Genomic DNA, 17,725 nt, shown 5'->3' with positions numbered 1-17,725 from the left:
CAGCTCTTCGAGCTTGCGTTGAGACACCACCTTCGGATCGGGTGAAAGACGTCAGCTTTGCTCCCTCACGAAAGCGCCCTGGCCAGAAGCGGCAGGCTGATGTCCATGCGGTAGTCGACCGAGGAATGGTCGTCGTGGAATTCCTCGTAGGTGTGAGGAATGCCGGCGGTCTCGAGCTTCCGGCGCAGGATCCGGGAGCCGTAGACCATGTTGTACTGGTCGATGTCGCCGCAATCGATGTAGAAGGCCTTCAGCTTGCGCAGGTTCTCCTGGCACTCGGAGCGGTCGACCATACGCAGGGGATCCCAGCGCAGCCAGTTGGACCAGCGCTCCTCGATGATCTCGCAGGTCTGGAGATCCACCGGGAGGCGGACGCCGTAGAACTGGCTCGGATCCGGGTCGAAGCTCGCTGCCTGGGCGAGCAGCATCAGCACATGCCAGTCCTTGTCCTTCGCCTTCGGACCGGCCTCGAATTTGCGCAGGAAAGCCTCGATGGACATGGTGTGATCAACGAGGTGGCGCAGCGCTCCGGCGAACTCGCCGAGGTGATACAGGTATTCGAAGCCCACATCGCCCGAATGGGAAGCCGCCGCTGACCAAACGGAGCCCCCATGCCGCAGGGCATGGACCATGGCGCCGTAGCCGCCCGAACTCTTGCCGAACACGCCTCGGCGCCCGTCTCCGCCGCAGCCGAAGCGCTCCTCAACGAAGGGGAGCATCTCGCGGATGAGGAAGGTCTCCCACGGACCCATGGCGGCACTGTCCACATATTGATTGCCGCCCAGGCGGGTGAAGCAATCGGGAAAGGCCACGACGACCGGGGGCATGGCACCCGTGCCGATCAGCCGGTCGAGGCGCTCCGGCACGTTCTCGCCGTAGTTCTTCCAGTTCGTGTGGGCAGGGCCTCCCGCCGTGTAGCCGACGAGATCCACGAGGAGAGGCAGATTCCGGCCGTCATGGCCCGCAGGCACATAGACGTCGATCCGACGGCGGGAAGGGTCCCCGAGAAGGTTGTTTTTGAGGCATTCGCCGTCGAGCCAGAGGCTGTGCACCGTGCCTGCCGGCACATCATGGTCTTTACGCATGGTCATCCTCGTCCGTCGCCATCGGGAATGTTTGGCGGCCAAAAGAGCACTTGTCCAGAATCCGGGCTCTCGCGACGGTTAATAAGTCCTTCTCTCACCTAGCCATTCCGGTCGCCGCGGGTCTACGGTGCGGGTCGATAAGTCAAAACCTGGGGGATTATTCATGACCGACAGTTTCCTGCCGCGGTGGAGCCTGAAGACCGAAGGCGTCATCATGCCGGATGAGCGGCTGCCCACCGGCCAGATGATCGTCGTGGGCCTGCAGCATGTGGTGGCGATGTTCGGCGCGACCGTGCTCGCGCCGATCCTGATGGGCTTCGATCCCAATGTCTCGATCCTGTTCTCGGGCCTTGCCACCATCATCTTCTTCTTCGTGGTCGGCGGCCGGGTGCCGAGCTATCTCGGCTCGAGCTTCGCCTTCATCGGACCCGTCCTTGTCGCCACCGGCGCGAGCGTCGGCAGCCCCAACCCGAACATTCCACTGGCGCTCGGCGGCATCGTCGCGGCCGGTGCGCTCTATTTCCTGATCGGCCTCGTGGTGCAGATGGCCGGCCACCGCTGGATCGAGCGGCTGATGCCGCCGGTGGTCACGGGCGCCATCGTGGCGGCCATCGGCCTTGTGCTCGCACCCATCGCGATCAACAGCGCCTCCGGCGTGACGCCGGACAATCAGGCCGGCAGCGACTTCGCCCGCTGGATCGCCCTCGCCACCGTCGTGGCCGTAGGCCTCGTGGCCGTCTATGCCCCGGGCACGGCGCGCCGCCTGCCCGTGCTGATCGGCGGTGCCGCCGGCTACCTGATCTACTACATCTGCGCCAATGTCCTGGGCCTCGGGCAGCCCATCGACTTCGCCAAGATCGGCCAGGCCGCCTGGTTCGGTTTGCCGAGCTTCCAGAGCCCCGTCTTCGACGCCCGGGCGATCAGCCTCATCGCGCCCGTGGCGATCATCCTCGTGGCGGAGAATCTCGGGCACATCAAGGCCATCGGGGCCATGACGGGCCGCAACCTCGACCCCTATCTCGGCCGCGCCTTCATGGGCGACGGCCTGGCCACCATGCTGTCGGGCTCTGCCGGCGGCACGGGCATGACGACCTATGCCGAGAACATGGGCGTGATGGCCGTGACCCGCATCTACTCGACGCTGGTCTTCGTCATCGCGGCCGGGTTCGCGCTCCTTCTCGGCTTGTCGCCCAAGTTCGGCGCCTTCATCGGCACCATTCCGGGGCCGGTGCTCGGTGGCCTGTCTATCGTGGTGTTCGGCCTCATCGCCGCGACCGCGGGCCGGATCTGGGTCGAGAACCGGGTCGATTTCTCAAACCCGCGCAACCTCATCACCGTGGCGGTCGCCCTGGTTCTGGGAGCCGGCAACTTCAAGCTGAACGTCGGAGGCTTCACCCTGGACGGCATCGGCACGGCCACCTTCGGGGCCATCATCCTCTATCACATCCTGCGGATGTCGCCTGGGACGGCCGAACGCCCGCACCCGGCGGAATAAAGCTCCGTCCCTTCGCAGGAACACGCCTTTCGGGCCCGCGTTGAGCCACAACGCGGGCTTCGATTTTGCGCGACCTGTCCTCCATCATGGTCGGGGGCCCGCATCCTCTTCTTTCACGGAACGATGCCATGAGCTCCGAACAGAAACAGACCTTGCCGCCCCAGGTCCAGGACCAGCAGCCCGGTCGCGAGACGGAGATGAATCCGCGGCCGGATTACGAGCCCCGTTATCCCGGCAGCGGCAGGTTGCGGGACAAGGTTGCCCTGATTACCGGCGGCGACAGCGGCATCGGGCGCGCCACTGCCGTTCTCTTCGCCCGCGAAGGTGCGGATCTGGCCGTCCTTTACCTGAACGAGGGCGAGGACGCGCAGGAGACGAAGCGTCTGATCGAGCGGGAAGGGCGCGCGTGCCTGACCATTGCCGGCGACGTGGGCGATCCGAATTTCTGCCGTTCGGCCGTCGATCAGGTCATCGAGCGCTTCGGCAGGCTCGATGTGCTCGTCAACAATGCGGCCGAGCAGCACCCGAAAAAGGAGATCGAGGAGATCACCCCCGATCAGATCGACCGCACCTTCCGCACCAACATCTTCGGCTATTTCTACATGGTGCAGGCTGCCATGCCGCATCTCAAGAAGGGGGCTGCGATCATCAACACCACTTCGGTGACGGCCTATCGCGGCAGCTCCGACCTGCTCGACTACAGCGCCACCAAGGGGGCCATCGTGGCCTTTACGCGCTCGCTGGCGCAAAAGCTTGCGGGCGAGGGCATTCGGGTCAACGGCGTGGCGCCGGGCCCGATCTGGACGCCGCTCATCCCATCGACGTTCCCGGCCGAGAAGGTGAAGCAGTTCGGCGCCAACACGCCCATGCAGCGCCCGGGGCAGCCGAACGAGGTGGCGCCGTCTTTCCTGTTCCTGGCATGCGAGGATTCATCCTACATCACCGGCTCGGTCCTGCATCCGAACGGCGGTGATCCGACCGAGGCCTGAAACGACAACGGCGGCTCGAAAGAGCCGCCGTTGTCGTAAGCATCCAAGGCTTGTCAGCGTCTGCGACGGACGCGAACGGGGACGAGGCTTTCCGATGACGTTGTCCAGGCGAAGAAGAGCATGACGGCCGAGAGCGAGCCGCCGATGAGGAAAAGTACTTCTGCGATTTCGACCTGAGAGGCCGCACCGGTAATGGCTGCAAGGGCAGTAACAACGGCAAAGATACAAAATGCGCGAAGGGCAACTGAACGAGTCATCGACCATCTCTCCCAAGTGAACTGGAAAACGTACGGGCTAGGGGCAGGTTCCATGCGAATAAAAGCCTGCCGGAATACTTTTGAATGGCTGATGAACACAGTTGACGATGTTCCGGGCGTGGAACCCTACAGTCGCGCTTGGCGTTGTTTGAACATCGTCGGCTCTCGGCCGATTGTTCAGTTAGCGAGGTAACACCATGCTCGGTTGGGCAGTCACTTTTCTCATTATCGCTTTGGTCGCAGCTCTGTTCGGCTTCGGCGGCATTGCCGGCACGGCCGTCGAGATCGCGAAGCTGATCTTCTTCGTCGCGATCGTCCTCTTCGCCATCTCGGCCGTGATCGGCCTGTTGCGCGGACGAAGCCCCATGTGACGTTGATCCCGTGATGCCGCTACGGCACACCAATCACGAACGCCGCCTCCAAAGGGCGGCGTTTTCGTTTCTGCAATTGCCGTTAGGGAGGATGAGGCCAGCAGGTGGTCAACCCTGGAGGGCAGCCCTCGTCATGCTGTCGGGGCCGAGATCCTCGATGTCCTCGACGTTCAGCATGGAAGCGAGGCGAAAGCGGGCCCGATTCACGCGGCTCTTGATGGTGCCCACCGCGCAGCCGCAGATATGCGCTGCCTCCTCATAGGAAAATCCAGAGGCACCCACCAGAAGCAGTGCTTCACGCTGATCGGCAGGAAGTTTGGCGAGCGCGCTGCGGAAATCCTCGAAATCCAGATGGGAGCCCTGCTCGGGCTGCACCTTCAGGCGCCCGGCATAGGAGCCGTCCGGATCCTCGACCTCACGGCGCCGCTTGCGGTATTCGGAGTGGAAAAGATTGCGCAGGATCGTGAAGAGCCATGCATTCAGGTTCGTTCCCGGCTCGAACCGATGCAGATTGGCCAGGGCTCTGAGAAGAGTGTCTTGAACGAGGTCGTCCGCCCTGTCGACCTGACCTGAGAGCGAAATGGCAAAAGCCCGAAGGCTGGGAACCGCAGCGAGAAGTGCCTCCCGTAACTCCGGCTCGGGCTCTGGGGTCATTGAGACCCCTCCTTTCCCCCGTTCTTCTTGTCCAGTTGGTCGAGCAAGTCCCTAAAGCGATCTGGGACAGGCTGCTGCATCAGCTCGTCATACATGGCGCGAAGCTGGTCGCCAATGCGCTTCTGGCTGCCGCTGTCGAGTTTGGGATCGGTTGCAAGCTTGTCCTTCACGGACGTTTCAAGAATGGCCCGAGCAAGCTTGTTCCCCTTATCAACCGTCATTGTCGTCCCCTTGCCATCCCATATCTTTCAGAGGGATAGCCAACCTTGGCAATATCCATATATTAGTTTCGAGCAATAACGCTGACTGCTGCGCCTAGTTCCATTCATGGAACTTTTGCAGCTTTGCCACGTTGAATGGACCGTCGGTACAACGAGTCAAAAGCACAGTTAAGGGGAAGCGAATGTCGACAGCCCAGCTTGTCGTCCAGCATTTACCATATCTTCGCCGCTACGCACGCGCTCTCACAGGCAGCCAGATGGCTGGGGACGCCTATGTGGCCGCCACCCTGGAAACCCTCGTCAGCGAGCCCGAGACCATCGGTCCTTCCGGAAACGTGAAGGTTGAACTCTTCCAGGTCTTCACGCGCATCTGGAATTCCCTGTCGGTGAATGGACGCAGCGAACAGATTCAGCGCGATCTGCCGGCGGAGGTCCGTCTCGGCCAGATCACCCCGCTTCCCCGACAGGCTTTTCTCCTGTCCTGCCTCGAAGGCTTCGGAGAGGAAGAGGTCGGTCAGATCCTAGATGTCGATACGAGGACCGTTCGTGAACTCGTCGACGAGGCAGGCCGCGAGCTGGCGGCCGACATGGCGACGGACATCCTGATCATCGAGGACGAGCCCCTGATCGCCATGGATCTGGAGGCGCTTGTCGAAGGCCTCGGCCACAACGTGACGGGCGTGGCCCGCACCAGGACCGAAGCCGTCAAGCTCGCCTCGGCCAAGCAGCCAGGTCTGATTCTGGCTGATATCCAGTTGGCGGACGGCAGCTCCGGTCTCGATGCGGTCAACGATCTCCTGAAGGCCTTCGAGGTTCCGGTCATCTTCATCACGGCCTATCCGGAGCGCTTCCTGACCGGCGAGCGTCCCGAGCCGGCATTCCTGATCGCCAAGCCCTTCCAGCCGGCCAACGTCTCCGCCGTGATCAGTCAGGCTCTGTTCTTCCAGCAGAGTGCCCGCCGCCGCGAGCCTCGCGCTGCAACGGCCTGATCCTTCAGGCTGATAGGACTACCAAGTAATAGCCCGGCCTTAGGCCGGGCTTTTCTTTTATGATGATGTATAAGCGCAAAAAAAGACGGGCTCATAAGCCCGTCTAAGGTGCCGGCCAATGCACAAGGGGAATGCGGGGAGGACCAGGAGGCCGGTGCTTAAAGAACGCCCTATCGAAATCAAAGGTTCCCAGCTTTTTTGTCGCCTTTTTATTCTTCACTCCTACGGAATGCAGGCAGGAACATCAAAGATATGGTCGCGTTATTTTTTCGAATAGTTGAGCTGGGATAGCAGGAGAGAGGGATGTTCCGTACACCTGTAGCTTTGGTCGGACTGGCTGGGGCGTTTTTCGTGGCCGGAAGTTTCGCCCCATCGTCCTTCACCATATCTCCTCTGGTTCAGTCGGAAGCGCTGGCTCTCGCTGGATCGGTTTCGGCGAAGGGCGATCGGATGGCAGCGCCGGTTCCTACCGGTCGGCCGTCCACGGTGTCGATCGTCGAGCTGGTCGGAGTCACCGATGCCGCGGTGATCCTGCGGGACCACGACGGAAGGGTGCTCTACAGGTCGGATCCGCGTACGGGCACCACGACCTTCGCGCGGGACACGGATCTGCCGGTCGTCACCCTGAAGGAAGAGAGCCCGGGCCCCGTTGCCCAGCATCCGACCCGCCGCCAAGAGGGCAACGAGGCTCCGCAGCAGCAGAAGCCGAAGAGCCGCAACCCGATCGGCTGCGTGGGCGATGTCAGTCCTCTCGCCAAGGCGAGCGCCAATCGCATGCCGAGCCTCTGCCTGGCCCAGCTCGAGCAGTCACTGTCGTAGCAAGCGACGGAAGACGGTTGCAGCGACCGCTTCAAGCGATGGATTCAGAGTGGCGGCTTCAGGGCAGGAGCCGACCTGCTCCCGGTCCAACCGGGCAGAATTCCCGGGCGCCGGAACCTGCAAATACGTCGCTTGCTTCTGCCGCGGAACCAACAACCGTCAAGACGGTTGCCATCATTGGCACGATTGATGCTGCTCGTCGGTCGGCGGGTGGCATGGGTGCTTTGTCGTCGTAAAATATTAATAAGTATTCATATTTGGATTGCAGAATATAGATGCCGATAACATTGGCTTGATTGGGCCGGTATTCGGAACGGTCTCTTCTGCTGCGCGTTAAACTCCCGCGCACTTCGGTGCACAACGCAATTATAACCGATCCTCAGGAGAAATAAGCGATGCTGAAGAAGCATATGGCAGCCTGCCTCGTCGTGACGGCTTTCGCGGCTGCGCCCGTCCTCGCACAGACTTCGTCCCCGTCGGCTCCGACCGATCGTCCGGCTGCCTCGGGCTCGGGCTCGACCACCACGGGCTCGCCGGCCATGCAGCCAGGTGCTTCCGGTTCGTCCTCCGCCGGACAATCCTCGACCACCATGGGCCAGAACAGCGCCATGCAGGGTCAGTTCATCACCAAGATGGAAATGAACCACGTGATGGCGTCCGACCTGATCGGCACCCGTGTGGTCAGCGCCAATAATGAATCGATCGGCGACATCAACGACGTGATCCTCGATCGCAACGGACAGATCATGGCCGCTGTCGTCGGCGTCGGCGGCTTCCTCGGAATCGGCGAGAAGGATGTGGCCGTTCCGTTCAAGTCGCTCGAGTTCATGAGCAGCCAGCAGGCTCAGGCCATGGACAGCAGCAACACCGGAACCAGCGGAAACGTCACCACCACCGGCTCGACGGCGGCCACCGGCAACACGACCACGTCCGGTACCGGCTCCGCCGGCGCGACCAACACGGCCGCGAACACCTCCTCGAGCAACCAGAACCAGCCCGAGCGCGTCGTTCTCCGGATGACCAAGGCCGAGCTGCAGGCTGCTCCTGCCTTCGACGAGGATGGCGACAACAACGCCAACCGCTCGACGACCGGCACGACGGGCACCACCACGGCCCCGAAGCAGTAAAACGAACAGCGGTCTCGCTGACAGGCGGCGCTTGGGGAAACCCAGGCGCCGCTTCCTTTTTGCAGGTGGCCCGCCCCAGGCCACACCAAGCAGCTCTGCCCATCGAATTGCACCGCTGTCCGGTCAGTCTAAGGGGCTCCGGAATACCGCCGGAACCGCAGGGCTTCATCGCCGAGTCGCAGGCTTGAAAGAGCCTCCAAGCGGCGCCGGACTTCTTGCCGCACAAGGAACCGGGGGGTGGCGCATACGTTGCCGTTCCAAGCGCAATGAGAATGCAGAGGAAACGATCATGGCCGCCACAAATGAACTGGATGCGGTGCTTTGCCAGGAAGAGCTTCCGGACGAATTTTCGCGCCTGGCCTCGAGTTCTCCCCCGAGAGACAAGCCGTCCGTGGCGTCGATGCTCAGCGGCATCATCCCCGTATGCTCAGAGGATGAAGTGACCTGTCCCCTGTTGCTGAGGCGGCATCTTATCGTTCCCGCATTGCCCCATGTCGTGCCGACGGCAAACCGCGCGCATGTCTGAGGTTCGTTGAGTGATGGTTGAAGCTTCCTCCTCTCCGACAGTGCCTGGAGCCGTTGCGATCCTGCTCCATCCGAGCATCGTACCCGTCGTCGATGTGTTCCGATCGCTCAGCAGTCTCGAGGATCAATACGATCTCGCCCTTCTCGACGGACCCGAGCAGGGACTGGCGACCTATACCCAGCCGGAGGCCGCCAAGGGGATCGTGTCCGATGCCTTGCTCCTGGCCTTCGCCCTGACGCGGCAGCGGGGCAGGCCGTTTTCCCATCGGCCTGTCGGATCCCGCCATGGGAGCATCGACGAATACTGCCTGTTGGCGCTGATCTGCGCCGCGCGTAACACCGCCTCGGACCTCGCCCGCGAGGCAGCCGCGTTCCTGAACGTGGAGTCGATCGATTTCATAGGCCCTCTCGCCGGAGAAATGGTTTGCCACATGGAATCCGGCGCATTGGTGTTCGAGCCTCCAAGCCTGCCGGAATTCAGAGCGATGGTGGGTGATGGAGTGTTCGAGGAGGTTCTCGTGGAGGCCGCCTCGGACAAGGCAGGGCGCAACGTCAGGACCTGACCTGCTCGGAGCAAATTCCGAAACTCGGATCGTCTCTCGCGACCCTGCGCGGCCGGCTGTTCAAATCGTCCCCCTGCTGCCACGATGCGGCTCATCGCAGATCCTTCACTTGGAAGCCGGAATGACGGTTCTCGGGCCTATAGCGTGAGTCGCATCGCAGCTTTCGCCCTGATGGCCCTCATCTGGGGACTGACATGGCTGCCGATGAAGGTGGCGTCGGAGGCCGTTCCGCCGATCTTTCTCGCGGCGATGCGCTTTCTGCTTGCCGCACCATGCTTTCTCGCCGTCGCCAGGATGCAAGGTCTGACCCTTCGCGTCAGTCGGTTCGGCCGCGTGGTTGCCGCCTCTCTCCTGATCACTACGGGCTGCTATGGCTTCCTGTTCTGGGGTGTCGCGCGAGCTCCCAGCGGCCTGTCCGCGATCGTCAACCTGTCATTGATGCCCATCTTCCTGGTGATCATCGGTGCCCTTTACGGGCAGGAGCGGATCACGATGCGGCGCGTCGCCGCCATCGGTCTCGGGATCCTGGGGCTCGTTCTTCTGTTCTCCGGGCGGACGGGCGCGGCCCAGCACGGCCCGATGCCGGTCTTCGGTCTCGCGGCAGTTGCCGTCGGGACCGTTTCCTATGCCTGGGGTTCGGTGATCAGCCGGCCGCTGACCCTGTCCATGCCGCCCCTGGTGCTTGCCTTCTGGCAGAGTCTCCTCGGTGGGCTGGCGCTCGTCCCCGTCTCCCTGCTGATCGAGGGGTACGACCCGGCGCATTTTCGGGGCCTCGCCGATGTACGGGCCATCTTCGGTCTGAGCATCCTGGTTCTGGGAGGGTCGCTGATCGCGTTTTGGATCTATCTGGGGCTCGTGCGGGACTGGGGCGCCTTTCGGGCTGGGCTTTATGCCTTCGTGAGCCCGATCATCGCCGTCGCCGTCGGGGTGATTTATGCGAACGAGCCGTTCGGCTGGTCCGAAGGTCTCGGCATGGGCATCATGCTGGCTGCGACGGCTCTGTCGCTGTCGGAAAAGATGATCAGGACAACCGCGAAGTCTGGATGAGATCGCCCCGCCGCCCTGTGCAATCTTCAAAAGTAAAGGGGCCGCTCAGCGGCCCCTAAACCGATCTGCATCAGAAAAGACTATTCCTGGTTGCCACGGGTGTTGCCCGAGGCCTGACCGCCTTTACGGCCGGCTTCCGAGGCGAGTTCGCGATCCTGGGAGAAGGACCGCTTCTCGGCGGGAACGCTTTTACCGCCTTTGCTGGCGATTTCGCGCTGCCGGTCGGAGTCCATCGACGCGAAGCCACGCTTCGAGGTCGAACCACCTGCCATTTATGCCTCCTTATCAACGGTGTCCGTGTTTCTTCAACCGCAAGGGGATTCGATGGTTCCGGTAGGTTTGAGGGAACCTTTGCAAAAATTTTCGCGAAAATATTCAGCTCTCGCGAATTGTTGCGCTTAGCCGGGAGATCTAATCCGAATAAACGTGGCAACAACTTGTTCGTGGGAGTAAGAAACGGAAAGGTACTTACCTTGGGATCAATCGTCGGCCGGCCTTCTATTTGCGAATAGATCTATGGCAAAGGTAAGTAGTTGATCCTCAGCGATGCCAACCTGGCAAGGATCCGAAGGGGACGGAAGCTTCCCGGGCCGGAGCACACGATGGACATCGGATAGATGATTATCGGCTGCGATCGATATAAAAGGCTCGTCGCAGGCGCTCCTCGGCGAGCGCTTCGAAGGACCGGAACTCAGAAGGTGAGGGCGGAATGACCTACGACGACAACAACGTGTTCGCGAAGATCTTACGGGGTGAGCTTCCGTGCCATAAGGTTTACGAGACGGATCGCGTGCTGGCCTTCATGGACGTCATGCCGCGCGGCAACGGCCATGTCCTCGTCATCCCCAAAGCCAAAGCCCGCAACCTCCTCGATGTCGAGCCGGACGATCTCGCGGAGCTGGCGAAGGCAGTTCAGATCGTCGGAAAGGCCGCCAAGACCGCGCTTTCAGCCGACGGCCTCACGATCCAGCAGTTCAACGAGAGCGCGGGTGGGCAGGTGGTCTTCCACATCCACTTCCACGTGATCCCTCGTTTCGAGGGTGTGCCGCTGAAGCCCCATACGGGCGAGATGGAGAAGCCCGAGATCCTGGCGGAACTCGCGTCCAAGGTTCGCGCCGCTCTGTCGGCGGCATAACCAGTTGATCGCGGCGCGAGTCCATCACTGCTGCTTGAACCCACTCCCGCCATTGCATCATCCTCGACGTTATCACCGGCCTTGGGCCGGTGATCCCGCTTGTGTGAAGCGCAGAGCCTCACCGTATCCGGATGGCCGGGACAGGCCCGGCCATGACGTGGAGGATGTGATTTCCGTCGGTCTTTTCAGCGTCAGTCCGCCCAATCGAGCGAGCGGGCGATGGCCTTGTCCCACACGGCGTTCAGTCGCTCGCGGCGGGATGCGTCCATGGCCGGAGACCAGCGCTTGTCGACGGCCCAGTTGCGCACCAGTTCGTCCGTTCCGCTCCAAAAGCCGGTTGCCAGCCCGGCCGCATAGGCGGCTCCCAGCGCGGTCGTTTCGATCACCTTGGGGCGCACCACGGGCACGTTCAGGATATCGGCCTGGAACTGCATCAGAAGCTCGTTGACGACCATGCCGCCATCCGTGCGCAGTTCCTTGACGGCGATGCCGGTGTCCTTGGCCATGGCGTCGAGCACCTCGCGGGTCTGGAACGCCGTAGCCTCGAGCGCCGCGCGGGCGATGTGCCCCTTGTTGGCGAAGCGCGTGAGACCGCCGATGAGGCCGCGGGCATGGGAGTTCCAGTGCGGCGCATAGAGGCCCGAGAAGGCAGGCACGATGGTGACGCCGCCATTGTCCTCGACACCGCGGGCGAGGCGTTCGATATCGGTGCTCTTCTCGATGATCCCAAGATTGTCCCGCAGCCATTGCACGAGGGCGCCGGCAATCGCGATGGAGCCTTCAAGGGCGTAGACGGTTTTTCCCTGGCCGAACCGGTAGCCGACGGTGGTGAGCAGGCCACATTTCGAGGGATAGGGGGTCTCGCCGGTGTTCATGAGCATGAAGCAGCCGGTGCCGTAGGTGTTCTTGGCCTCGCCCTGCTGGAAGCAGGCCTGTCCCACGAGCGCTGCCTGCTGGTCGCCGAGAATGCCCGCGATGGGGACGCCCGCGAGGCCGTCGGTCGCCTCGCCATAGACCTCGCTCGACGAGCGGATCTGCGGCAGGCAGGCTTTCGGGATGTTGAACAGCCTCAGGATCTCGTCGTCCCAGTCGAGGCTCCGGAGGTCCATGAGCTGCGTGCGGCTGGCATTGGTCACGTCGGTGATGTGGCAGCCGCCATTGACGCCGCCCGTCAGGTTCCAGACCAGCCAGGTGTCGATATTCCCGAAGAGCACATCCCCGGCCGCGGCCTTGTCCCGGGCACCGGGCACGTTGTCGAGCAGCCAGCGCAGCTTCAATCCCGAGAAGTAGCTCGCCAGCGGCAGGCCGGTCTTGCCGCGCAGACGGTCGTAGCCGCCATCCTGCGCGAAATCCTCGACGATGGAATCGACGCGGGTGTCCTGCCAGACCAGGGCGTTGTAGAGCGGCTTGCCGGTGCGCCTGTCCCAGATCAGCGTCGTCTCGCGCTGGTTGGTGATGCCGATGGCCGCGAGGTCCTTGGGCTTCAGGCCCTTCTTCGCCAGCGCCTGCTCGATCACCTCCTGCGTGTTCCGCCAGATCTCGAGCGGATCGTGCTCCACATGGCCGGGCCTGGGATAGATCTGCTCGTGCTCCTTCTGGCCGACCGACACGATGGCACCGGCCTTGTCGAACACGATGAAACGCGAGCTGGTCGTGCCCTGATCGATGGCGCCGACGTATTGAGCCATGTCCTTCCCCAAATCTTATTGCGCGGCGACGGACGCCACCTTCTTCTTGGCCAAGTAGGCATCGATCTTGGCCGCAGCGTCAACCGGCACATGCAGCCCGAGCTTGGAGCGGCGCCAGAGAATGTCTTCGGCGGAGCGAGCCCATTCGCGACGCACCAGGTAATCGACCTCCGCCGCCGTGAGCCCGGCGCCGAAATCCTCGCCGAGATCCGCTAGGGATTGAGCGGAGCCCAGGAGCTCCTCGATCCGCGTGCCGTAGGCGCGGGCCAGGCGACGGGCGACGGGCTCGGGCAGGAAGGGCCAGCGCTGGCGGACGCCAGCGAAGAAGCGGTCGAAATCCGAGTCCGGCATGTCGCCGCCCGGCATCTTGGCCGTCTCGGTCCAGGCGGGCTTCATCGTCGGGAAGTAGGCCTTCAACTCGTCGAGGGCATGCTCGGCGAGCTTGCGGAAGGTGGTGATCTTGCCGCCGAAGATCGACAGCACCGGCGCTTGGCCGGGCGGCGCGTCCATGTCGAATACATAGTCGCGGGTCACGGCCGAGGCATTGCTCGAGCCGTCGTCGAAGAGCGGGCGCACGCCGGAATAGGTCCAGACCACATCCGCCGGGGTGACCTGCTTCTTGAAGAAGTGATTCACGACGTTGCAGAGATACTGGATCTCGTCCTGGCTGATTTCGACCTTCTTGTCGGGAACGGACTCGACCGGGATGTCCGTGGTGCCGACCAGGGTGAACTTCTCCTGATAGGGAATGGCGAAGACGATCCGCTTGTCCGTGTTCTGGAGAATGAAGGCTTCCTTGGTGTCGAAGAGCCGGGGCACCACGATGTGGCTGCCCTTCACCAGGCGCACGTTCTTCGTGGTGTTGAGGCCGAGCTTGGCGTTCAGCACGTCGGCCACGAAGGGCCCGCCGGCATTCACGATGACCTTGGCACGGACCTCGTCGGTCCGCCCCGTCTCGGCGTTCTGGAGGCTTGCCACCCAGGTGTCGCCCTCACGCCGGGCGGAAACGAGCTTGGTGCGGACCCGGATGTCGGCGCCCTTCTCGAAGGCGTCGAGGGCATTCAGCGCCACCATGCGGCTGTCCTCGACCCAGCAGTCGGAATAAACGAAGGCGGTGTCGAAGCCGGGCTTCAGGGCCTGGCCGGCGGGGTGCCGGGTGAGCTTGATCCCCTCCGTGCCCGGGAGCTTCTTGCGCGGGGCCAGGTGGTCGTAAAGGAACAGGCCCAGGCGCACGAACCAGGCGGGGCGGATGCCCTTCTCGTAGGGCAGGATGAAGCGCAGAGGCCAGATGATGTGGGGGGCGGATTCCAGCAGGCGCTCGCGCTCGAACAGGGCCTCGCGCACCAGCCGGAATTCGTAATATTCCAGATAGCGCAGGCCGCCATGGATCAGCTTGGTCGAGGCGGAGGAGGTGTAGCCGGCCAGATCGCCCTGCTCGCAGAGCACGACCGAGAGGCCCCGGCCCACCGCATCGCGCGCGATGCCCGCGCCGTTGATGCCGCCGCCCACAATCAGAAGATCAGTCACTGTCGTCACGAAAGATGTCTTTCCTTGCCGCCGAGCCGTGCGAAGCCCTGCACATGGTTTCTTTAGCCGTCTAAAGCAAGCGAATTCTTGAGGTTGTTCAAGGCCCCCTTGGCGCGACCAGGATTAGCATGAAAGCCCCGAGGGCGCACACGGCCATCCCCAGGCACAGCATGACGACGGCGTCATAGCTGCCCCGCCAGGCCCAAAGGGCGCCGAACGCGAAGGGGGCGCCCGCCATGGCGATCCGCACCGGCATGGCGATCATGCCCTGGATGGCCCCGTAATCCTCCCGGCCGAACAGTTCAGGCGGCAGCAGGGCCCGCACGATGGTGAGCATCCCGTTGGCCGCGCCGTAGAGCGCGGCAAAGCCCAGGATCAGCCACGATCCGGCCGGGATGAAAGGCAGGAGCGCGAAGGCCAGGACGCTGAGAGCCATGGTGGCCACCCCGATGCCGCGCAGGCTCATGGCGCGCTCGCCGAACCCGGTCAGGAACCGGGCGGCGACCTGGGCCGGGCCGATCACCGCATAGGCGGCCACAGTGGCCTCGATGGTAAAGCCCCGCTCGAGCAGGATCGGGATCAGGTGGACCGGGATGCCGGTGGAGATGATCCCCAGGAGAACGTTGGTGGCAACGAAGAGCCAGAAGGCCGGCTTGGCGAGCACTCGGCGCGGGTTCGACGGCGGATGAGCGGTCGCAGGGGCTGCGCCGCCGGGCTTGGGTCTGGCGGGGGCAGGCGGGATGCTGGCCGCATGCAGCACGGCACAGACGGCCAGGTTCAGGGCCGCCAGCACGAACAGGGCGCCGCGCCAGCCATAGGCGTCGATCAGCAGATGGGTGAGGGGGATGAACACCGTGCTGGCGAAGCCCCCGACCAGGGTCATGATGGTGATTCCCTGTCGGGTCAGGAGGCCGAGCCGGGAGGCCAGAACCGCGAAGCCCGGCTCGTAGAACACGGCGCTCATGGCCGCTCCGATGCCGAGCCAGATCAGCACGAAAGCCGGATAACGGTCCGTCATGGCCCAGAGGGCGAGCAGCAGGGCGGCGAGGATCGATCCTCCGGTCATCACCGCCCTGCCATAGCCCCGGTCGATCAGGCGACCGACCGGCACCGCGAAGAACGCGGAGGAGACGAGCGCCAGGGAATAGGCCGCGGTCAGAGCCGTTTTGGACCATCCGAGCTCCCGCTCCATCGGCTCGATGATGAGCGCGAAGGCATAGAAAAGCGTCCCGTAGGAGACCAACTGCGTGAAGGACAGGGCCGAGACGAAGCGCCAGGGCAGGGAGCCGGAGAGAGACATTCTTACCTTTATGTCAGGCCTGCCGGTTGACGGATAGGCTTTTAGCCTCCATATGCACAGCAGGCGACGGCGCTCGACTAGCGCATCGTGCGGAAAAGTGGACCCGGTTTTCCGCGCTCAACGATGCGCCAGCCAAGAGAAGAAGCATCGGATGGATCCCAAAAGTGGTTCACACTTTTGTGTCCGATGCTTTGAGCAGCTTGAGCGGGACTGCGTGACGGATATTCGCGGAACGGCGAAGACCCCGGTCCCCTTCTTCAATCGCTCACCTCATACGACGGCCCCATCACGCGGGCTCTCGCCTTAAAGAGCCCTGAAGCGCCTTTGCTTTTTCAAGCCGAACCTGCTTTGCGGCTCACCGCATCCGTTCGAAAGACGATACCACTTTGACACTCTTCACCGATTTTGGATTGGCCCAGCCGATCCTGAAGGCCCTGACCGCTGAAGGCTATGAGAAGCCCACGCCGATCCAGGCCCAAACCATTCCCTATGCTCTGGAAGGCCGCGACGTCTGCGGCATCGCCCAGACCGGCACCGGCAAGACGGCCGCCTTCGCGCTGCCGATCCTCCACCGCCTGAACGAGAACCCGAAGCCGCGCCGGGCAAAGAGCCCCCGCGTGCTCGTGCTCAGCCCGACCCGCGAACTGGCCAGCCAGATCGCCGACAGCTTCCGTGCCTATGGCCGGAACCTGCGTCTCACGACCGAGGTCGTGTTCGGCGGCGTCACCATCTCCCGCCAGGAGAAGGCGCTGGCCAACGGCGTCGACGTTCTCGTCGCCACGCCGGGCCGCCTGATCGACCTCATCGACCGCAGGGCGTTGAGCCTGCGCGAGATCGAGATCCTCGTCCTCGACGAGGCCGATCAGATGCTCGACCTCGGCTTCATCCATGCGCTGAAGCGCATCGTGACCCTGCTGCCGAAGGAGCGCCAGAGCCTGTTCTTCTCGGCCACCATGCCGAAGACGATCTCGTCGCTGGCCGATTCCTTCCTGCGCAATCCGGCCAACGTTGCCGTCACGCCCGTGGCGACGACCGCCGAGCGTGTGGAGCAGAGCGTGATCTTCGTGCAGACCGGCCGCAAGCAGGTCCTGCTCGAAACGCTCCTGCGCGATCCGTCCATCGAACGCGTCCTCGTCTTCACCCGCACCAAGCATGGGGCGGACAAGGTGGTGCGCGGCCTCGACAAGGCCGGGATTGCGGGTGCCGCCATTCACGGCAACAAGTCCCAGCCGCAGCGCGAGCGCGCCCTCGCCGGGTTCCGGGACGGCTCCTGCCGGGTGCTGGTCGCGACCGACATCGCAGCCCGCGGCATCGACGTCGAGGGCGTGAGCCACGTCATCAACTACGACCTGCCGAACGTGCCGGAATCCTACGTCCACCGCATCGGCCGCACGGCCCGCGCGGGGGCGACCGGGCTTGCGATCTCGTTCTGCAATGACGAGGAAAAGGCCTATCTCAAGGATATCGAGAAGCTGACCCGCCTGAAGGTTCCGGTCATGCCTCTGCCCGAGGGCCTGCCGGCCGCTCCGGCAGCCGGCGAGGCTTCCGAGCGCCGTGAGCAGCCGCAACGCGGCCGTCCGGCTCCCCACGCCCGCGGGCATCAGGGTCACGGCCAACCGCGCAGCGCCGATCCGAACGCCGAACGCGGCCCCAAGCGCCGTCGCGGCCGCGGCGGAAAGCCGGGTGGCAACGCTCAGCCGCATGGCGGACAGCCTGCCGGGAACCAGCAGAGGCCCGCGCAGAGCCAGCGCCCGGCCCAGGGCCAGCGGCCCGCTCAAGGAAAGCCTGCGTCCAGCCGTCCTGAAGGGCGCCGCGGCGATGGCGCCCAGGTGGCCTGGCTCGAAAAGAGCCCGCGCCGCCGGTAAGAACCTCAAAGGCGCCTTCGGGCGCCTTTTTCTTGCGCCATGGGCCAGACGTCTGGCCCATGGCATAG

At 63.5% G+C, this 17,725-nt stretch carries 18 protein-coding genes; 11 read left to right on the top strand and 7 right to left on the bottom strand.

Annotation, left to right across the window (positions count from 1 at the left end):
* Nucleotides 1-65: 65 nt before the first annotated feature.
* The gene (locus VB672_RS02660; protein ID WP_329782621.1) at nucleotides 66-1,085 is read right to left on the bottom strand and encodes an alpha/beta hydrolase; all 1,020 of its coding nucleotides are present in this window, start codon (nucleotides 1,083-1,085) and stop codon (nucleotides 66-68) included.
* A gap of 163 nt (nucleotides 1,086-1,248) precedes the next feature.
* Here VB672_RS02660 and VB672_RS02655 point away from each other — a divergent pair, with 163 nt between their 5' ends.
* The 3 genes from VB672_RS02655 to VB672_RS02645 all read left to right on the top strand — a co-directional run bounded on the left by VB672_RS02655 (nucleotide 1,249) and on the right by VB672_RS02645 (nucleotide 4,197).
* The gene (locus VB672_RS02655; RefSeq protein WP_329782620.1) at nucleotides 1,249-2,580 is read left to right on the top strand and encodes a solute carrier family 23 protein; all 1,332 of its coding nucleotides are present in this window, start codon (nucleotides 1,249-1,251) and stop codon (nucleotides 2,578-2,580) included.
* A gap of 128 nt (nucleotides 2,581-2,708) precedes the next feature.
* Nucleotides 2,709-3,569 carry an SDR family oxidoreductase gene (locus VB672_RS02650; protein ID WP_329782619.1) on the top strand — a complete coding sequence of 287 codons (861 nt, stop codon included), beginning with the start codon at nucleotides 2,709-2,711 and terminating at the stop codon, nucleotides 3,567-3,569.
* 454 nt (nucleotides 3,570-4,023) lie between these two features.
* Nucleotides 4,024-4,197: a DUF1328 domain-containing protein gene (locus tag VB672_RS02645; protein ID WP_009494036.1), complete on the top strand. Its 174-nt coding sequence runs from the start codon at nucleotides 4,024-4,026 to the stop codon at nucleotides 4,195-4,197.
* Between the two features lie 108 nt (nucleotides 4,198-4,305).
* On the opposite strand, the gene VB672_RS02640 is transcribed toward VB672_RS02645, so the two are convergent.
* Complete coding sequence (locus VB672_RS02640; protein WP_329782618.1) at nucleotides 4,306-4,851, bottom strand: sigma-70 family RNA polymerase sigma factor; 546 nt, start codon at nucleotides 4,849-4,851, stop codon at nucleotides 4,306-4,308.
* Nucleotides 4,848-5,072, bottom strand: coding sequence for a NepR family anti-sigma factor (locus VB672_RS02635; RefSeq protein WP_329782617.1), 225 nt, complete (start codon nucleotides 5,070-5,072; stop codon nucleotides 4,848-4,850). The genes VB672_RS02640 and VB672_RS02635 overlap by 4 nt, the downstream gene beginning before the upstream one ends.
* A gap of 182 nt (nucleotides 5,073-5,254) precedes the next feature.
* Between VB672_RS02635 and VB672_RS02630 the strand changes: the two genes are divergently transcribed.
* From VB672_RS02630 to VB672_RS02605, 6 genes are all read left to right on the top strand, one after another.
* On the top strand, nucleotides 5,255-6,061 hold the full coding sequence (locus VB672_RS02630) for a response regulator (RefSeq protein ID WP_202060315.1): 807 nt from the start codon (nucleotides 5,255-5,257) through the stop codon (nucleotides 6,059-6,061).
* A 303-nt stretch (nucleotides 6,062-6,364) separates the two neighbouring features.
* Complete coding sequence (locus VB672_RS02625; protein ID WP_329782616.1) at nucleotides 6,365-6,880, top strand: hypothetical protein; 516 nt, start codon at nucleotides 6,365-6,367, stop codon at nucleotides 6,878-6,880.
* Between the two features lie 395 nt (nucleotides 6,881-7,275).
* Complete coding sequence (locus VB672_RS02620; RefSeq protein ID WP_329782615.1) at nucleotides 7,276-8,007, top strand: PRC-barrel domain-containing protein; 732 nt, start codon at nucleotides 7,276-7,278, stop codon at nucleotides 8,005-8,007.
* A gap of 289 nt (nucleotides 8,008-8,296) precedes the next feature.
* Nucleotides 8,297-8,533, top strand: a complete 237-nt coding sequence (locus tag VB672_RS02615) for a hypothetical protein (protein WP_329782614.1) — start codon at nucleotides 8,297-8,299, stop codon at nucleotides 8,531-8,533.
* Nucleotides 8,534-8,546: 13 nt separating this feature from the next.
* Nucleotides 8,547-9,095, top strand: a complete 549-nt coding sequence (locus tag VB672_RS02610) for a hypothetical protein (protein WP_329782613.1) — start codon at nucleotides 8,547-8,549, stop codon at nucleotides 9,093-9,095.
* A 144-nt stretch (nucleotides 9,096-9,239) separates the two neighbouring features.
* On the top strand, nucleotides 9,240-10,142 hold the full coding sequence (locus VB672_RS02605) for a DMT family transporter (RefSeq protein WP_329782612.1): 903 nt from the start codon (nucleotides 9,240-9,242) through the stop codon (nucleotides 10,140-10,142).
* Nucleotides 10,143-10,222: 80 nt separating this feature from the next.
* Here the strand turns inward: VB672_RS02605 and VB672_RS02600 are convergent, their stop codons facing one another.
* Nucleotides 10,223-10,414, bottom strand: a complete 192-nt coding sequence (locus VB672_RS02600; protein WP_009494027.1) for a general stress protein — start codon at nucleotides 10,412-10,414, stop codon at nucleotides 10,223-10,225.
* Between the two features lie 437 nt (nucleotides 10,415-10,851).
* On the opposite strand from VB672_RS02600, the gene VB672_RS02595 reads away from it, so the two are divergent.
* Entirely contained in the window at nucleotides 10,852-11,277 is a 426-nt protein-coding gene (locus VB672_RS02595; RefSeq protein ID WP_329782611.1) for an HIT family protein, read from the top strand.
* Nucleotides 11,278-11,468: 191 nt separating this feature from the next.
* Here the strand turns inward: VB672_RS02595 and glpK are convergent, their stop codons facing one another.
* The 3 genes from glpK to VB672_RS02580 form a co-directional block, all read right to left on the bottom strand.
* Nucleotides 11,469-12,965, bottom strand: a complete 1,497-nt coding sequence (glpK, locus tag VB672_RS02590; protein ID WP_329782610.1) for a glycerol kinase GlpK — start codon at nucleotides 12,963-12,965, stop codon at nucleotides 11,469-11,471.
* Between the two features lie 15 nt (nucleotides 12,966-12,980).
* Entirely contained in the window at nucleotides 12,981-14,501 is a 1,521-nt protein-coding gene (gene glpD, locus VB672_RS02585; RefSeq protein ID WP_329782609.1) for a glycerol-3-phosphate dehydrogenase, read from the bottom strand.
* Between the two features lie 88 nt (nucleotides 14,502-14,589).
* Nucleotides 14,590-15,792: an MFS transporter gene (locus tag VB672_RS02580; protein ID WP_329782608.1), complete on the bottom strand. Its 1,203-nt coding sequence runs from the start codon at nucleotides 15,790-15,792 to the stop codon at nucleotides 14,590-14,592.
* A 386-nt stretch (nucleotides 15,793-16,178) separates the two neighbouring features.
* On the opposite strand from VB672_RS02580, the gene VB672_RS02575 reads away from it, so the two are divergent.
* Nucleotides 16,179-17,657, top strand: a complete 1,479-nt coding sequence (locus tag VB672_RS02575; protein ID WP_329782607.1) for a DEAD/DEAH box helicase — start codon at nucleotides 16,179-16,181, stop codon at nucleotides 17,655-17,657.
* Nucleotides 17,658-17,725: the final 68 nt, after the last annotated feature.

This window comes from Microvirga sp. CF3016 (genome assembly GCF_036314085.1).
Classification (GTDB): domain Bacteria; phylum Pseudomonadota; class Alphaproteobacteria; order Rhizobiales; family Beijerinckiaceae; genus Microvirga.
Note: the sequence above shows the minus strand (reverse complement) of the source record. Positions and strands in the feature narration are given on the sequence as shown.

Excerpts from the sequence above, each read along its gene's own strand:
- VB672_RS02660 (WP_329782621.1), bottom strand. The coding sequence starts at position 1,085 with ATGCGTAAAGACCATGATGTGCCGGCAGGCACGGTGCACAGCCTCTGG.
- VB672_RS02655 (WP_329782620.1), top strand. The coding sequence starts at position 1,249 with ATGACCGACAGTTTCCTGCCGCGGTGGAGCCTGAAGACCGAAGGCGTC.
- VB672_RS02650 (WP_329782619.1), top strand. The coding sequence starts at position 2,709 with ATGAGCTCCGAACAGAAACAGACCTTGCCGCCCCAGGTCCAGGACCAG.
- VB672_RS02645 (WP_009494036.1), top strand. The coding sequence starts at position 4,024 with ATGCTCGGTTGGGCAGTCACTTTTCTCATTATCGCTTTGGTCGCAGCT.
- VB672_RS02640 (WP_329782618.1), bottom strand. The coding sequence starts at position 4,851 with ATGACCCCAGAGCCCGAGCCGGAGTTACGGGAGGCACTTCTCGCTGCG.
- VB672_RS02635 (WP_329782617.1), bottom strand. The coding sequence starts at position 5,072 with ATGACGGTTGATAAGGGGAACAAGCTTGCTCGGGCCATTCTTGAAACG.
- VB672_RS02630 (WP_202060315.1), top strand. The coding sequence starts at position 5,255 with ATGTCGACAGCCCAGCTTGTCGTCCAGCATTTACCATATCTTCGCCGC.
- VB672_RS02625 (WP_329782616.1), top strand. The coding sequence starts at position 6,365 with ATGTTCCGTACACCTGTAGCTTTGGTCGGACTGGCTGGGGCGTTTTTC.
- VB672_RS02620 (WP_329782615.1), top strand. The coding sequence starts at position 7,276 with ATGCTGAAGAAGCATATGGCAGCCTGCCTCGTCGTGACGGCTTTCGCG.
- VB672_RS02615 (WP_329782614.1), top strand. The coding sequence starts at position 8,297 with ATGGCCGCCACAAATGAACTGGATGCGGTGCTTTGCCAGGAAGAGCTT.
- VB672_RS02610 (WP_329782613.1), top strand. The coding sequence starts at position 8,547 with ATGGTTGAAGCTTCCTCCTCTCCGACAGTGCCTGGAGCCGTTGCGATC.
- VB672_RS02600 (WP_009494027.1), bottom strand. The coding sequence starts at position 10,414 with ATGGCAGGTGGTTCGACCTCGAAGCGTGGCTTCGCGTCGATGGACTCC.
- VB672_RS02595 (WP_329782611.1), top strand. The coding sequence starts at position 10,852 with ATGACCTACGACGACAACAACGTGTTCGCGAAGATCTTACGGGGTGAG.
- glpK (WP_329782610.1), bottom strand. The coding sequence starts at position 12,965 with ATGGCTCAATACGTCGGCGCCATCGATCAGGGCACGACCAGCTCGCGT.
- VB672_RS02580 (WP_329782608.1), bottom strand. The coding sequence starts at position 15,792 with ATGTCTCTCTCCGGCTCCCTGCCCTGGCGCTTCGTCTCGGCCCTGTCC.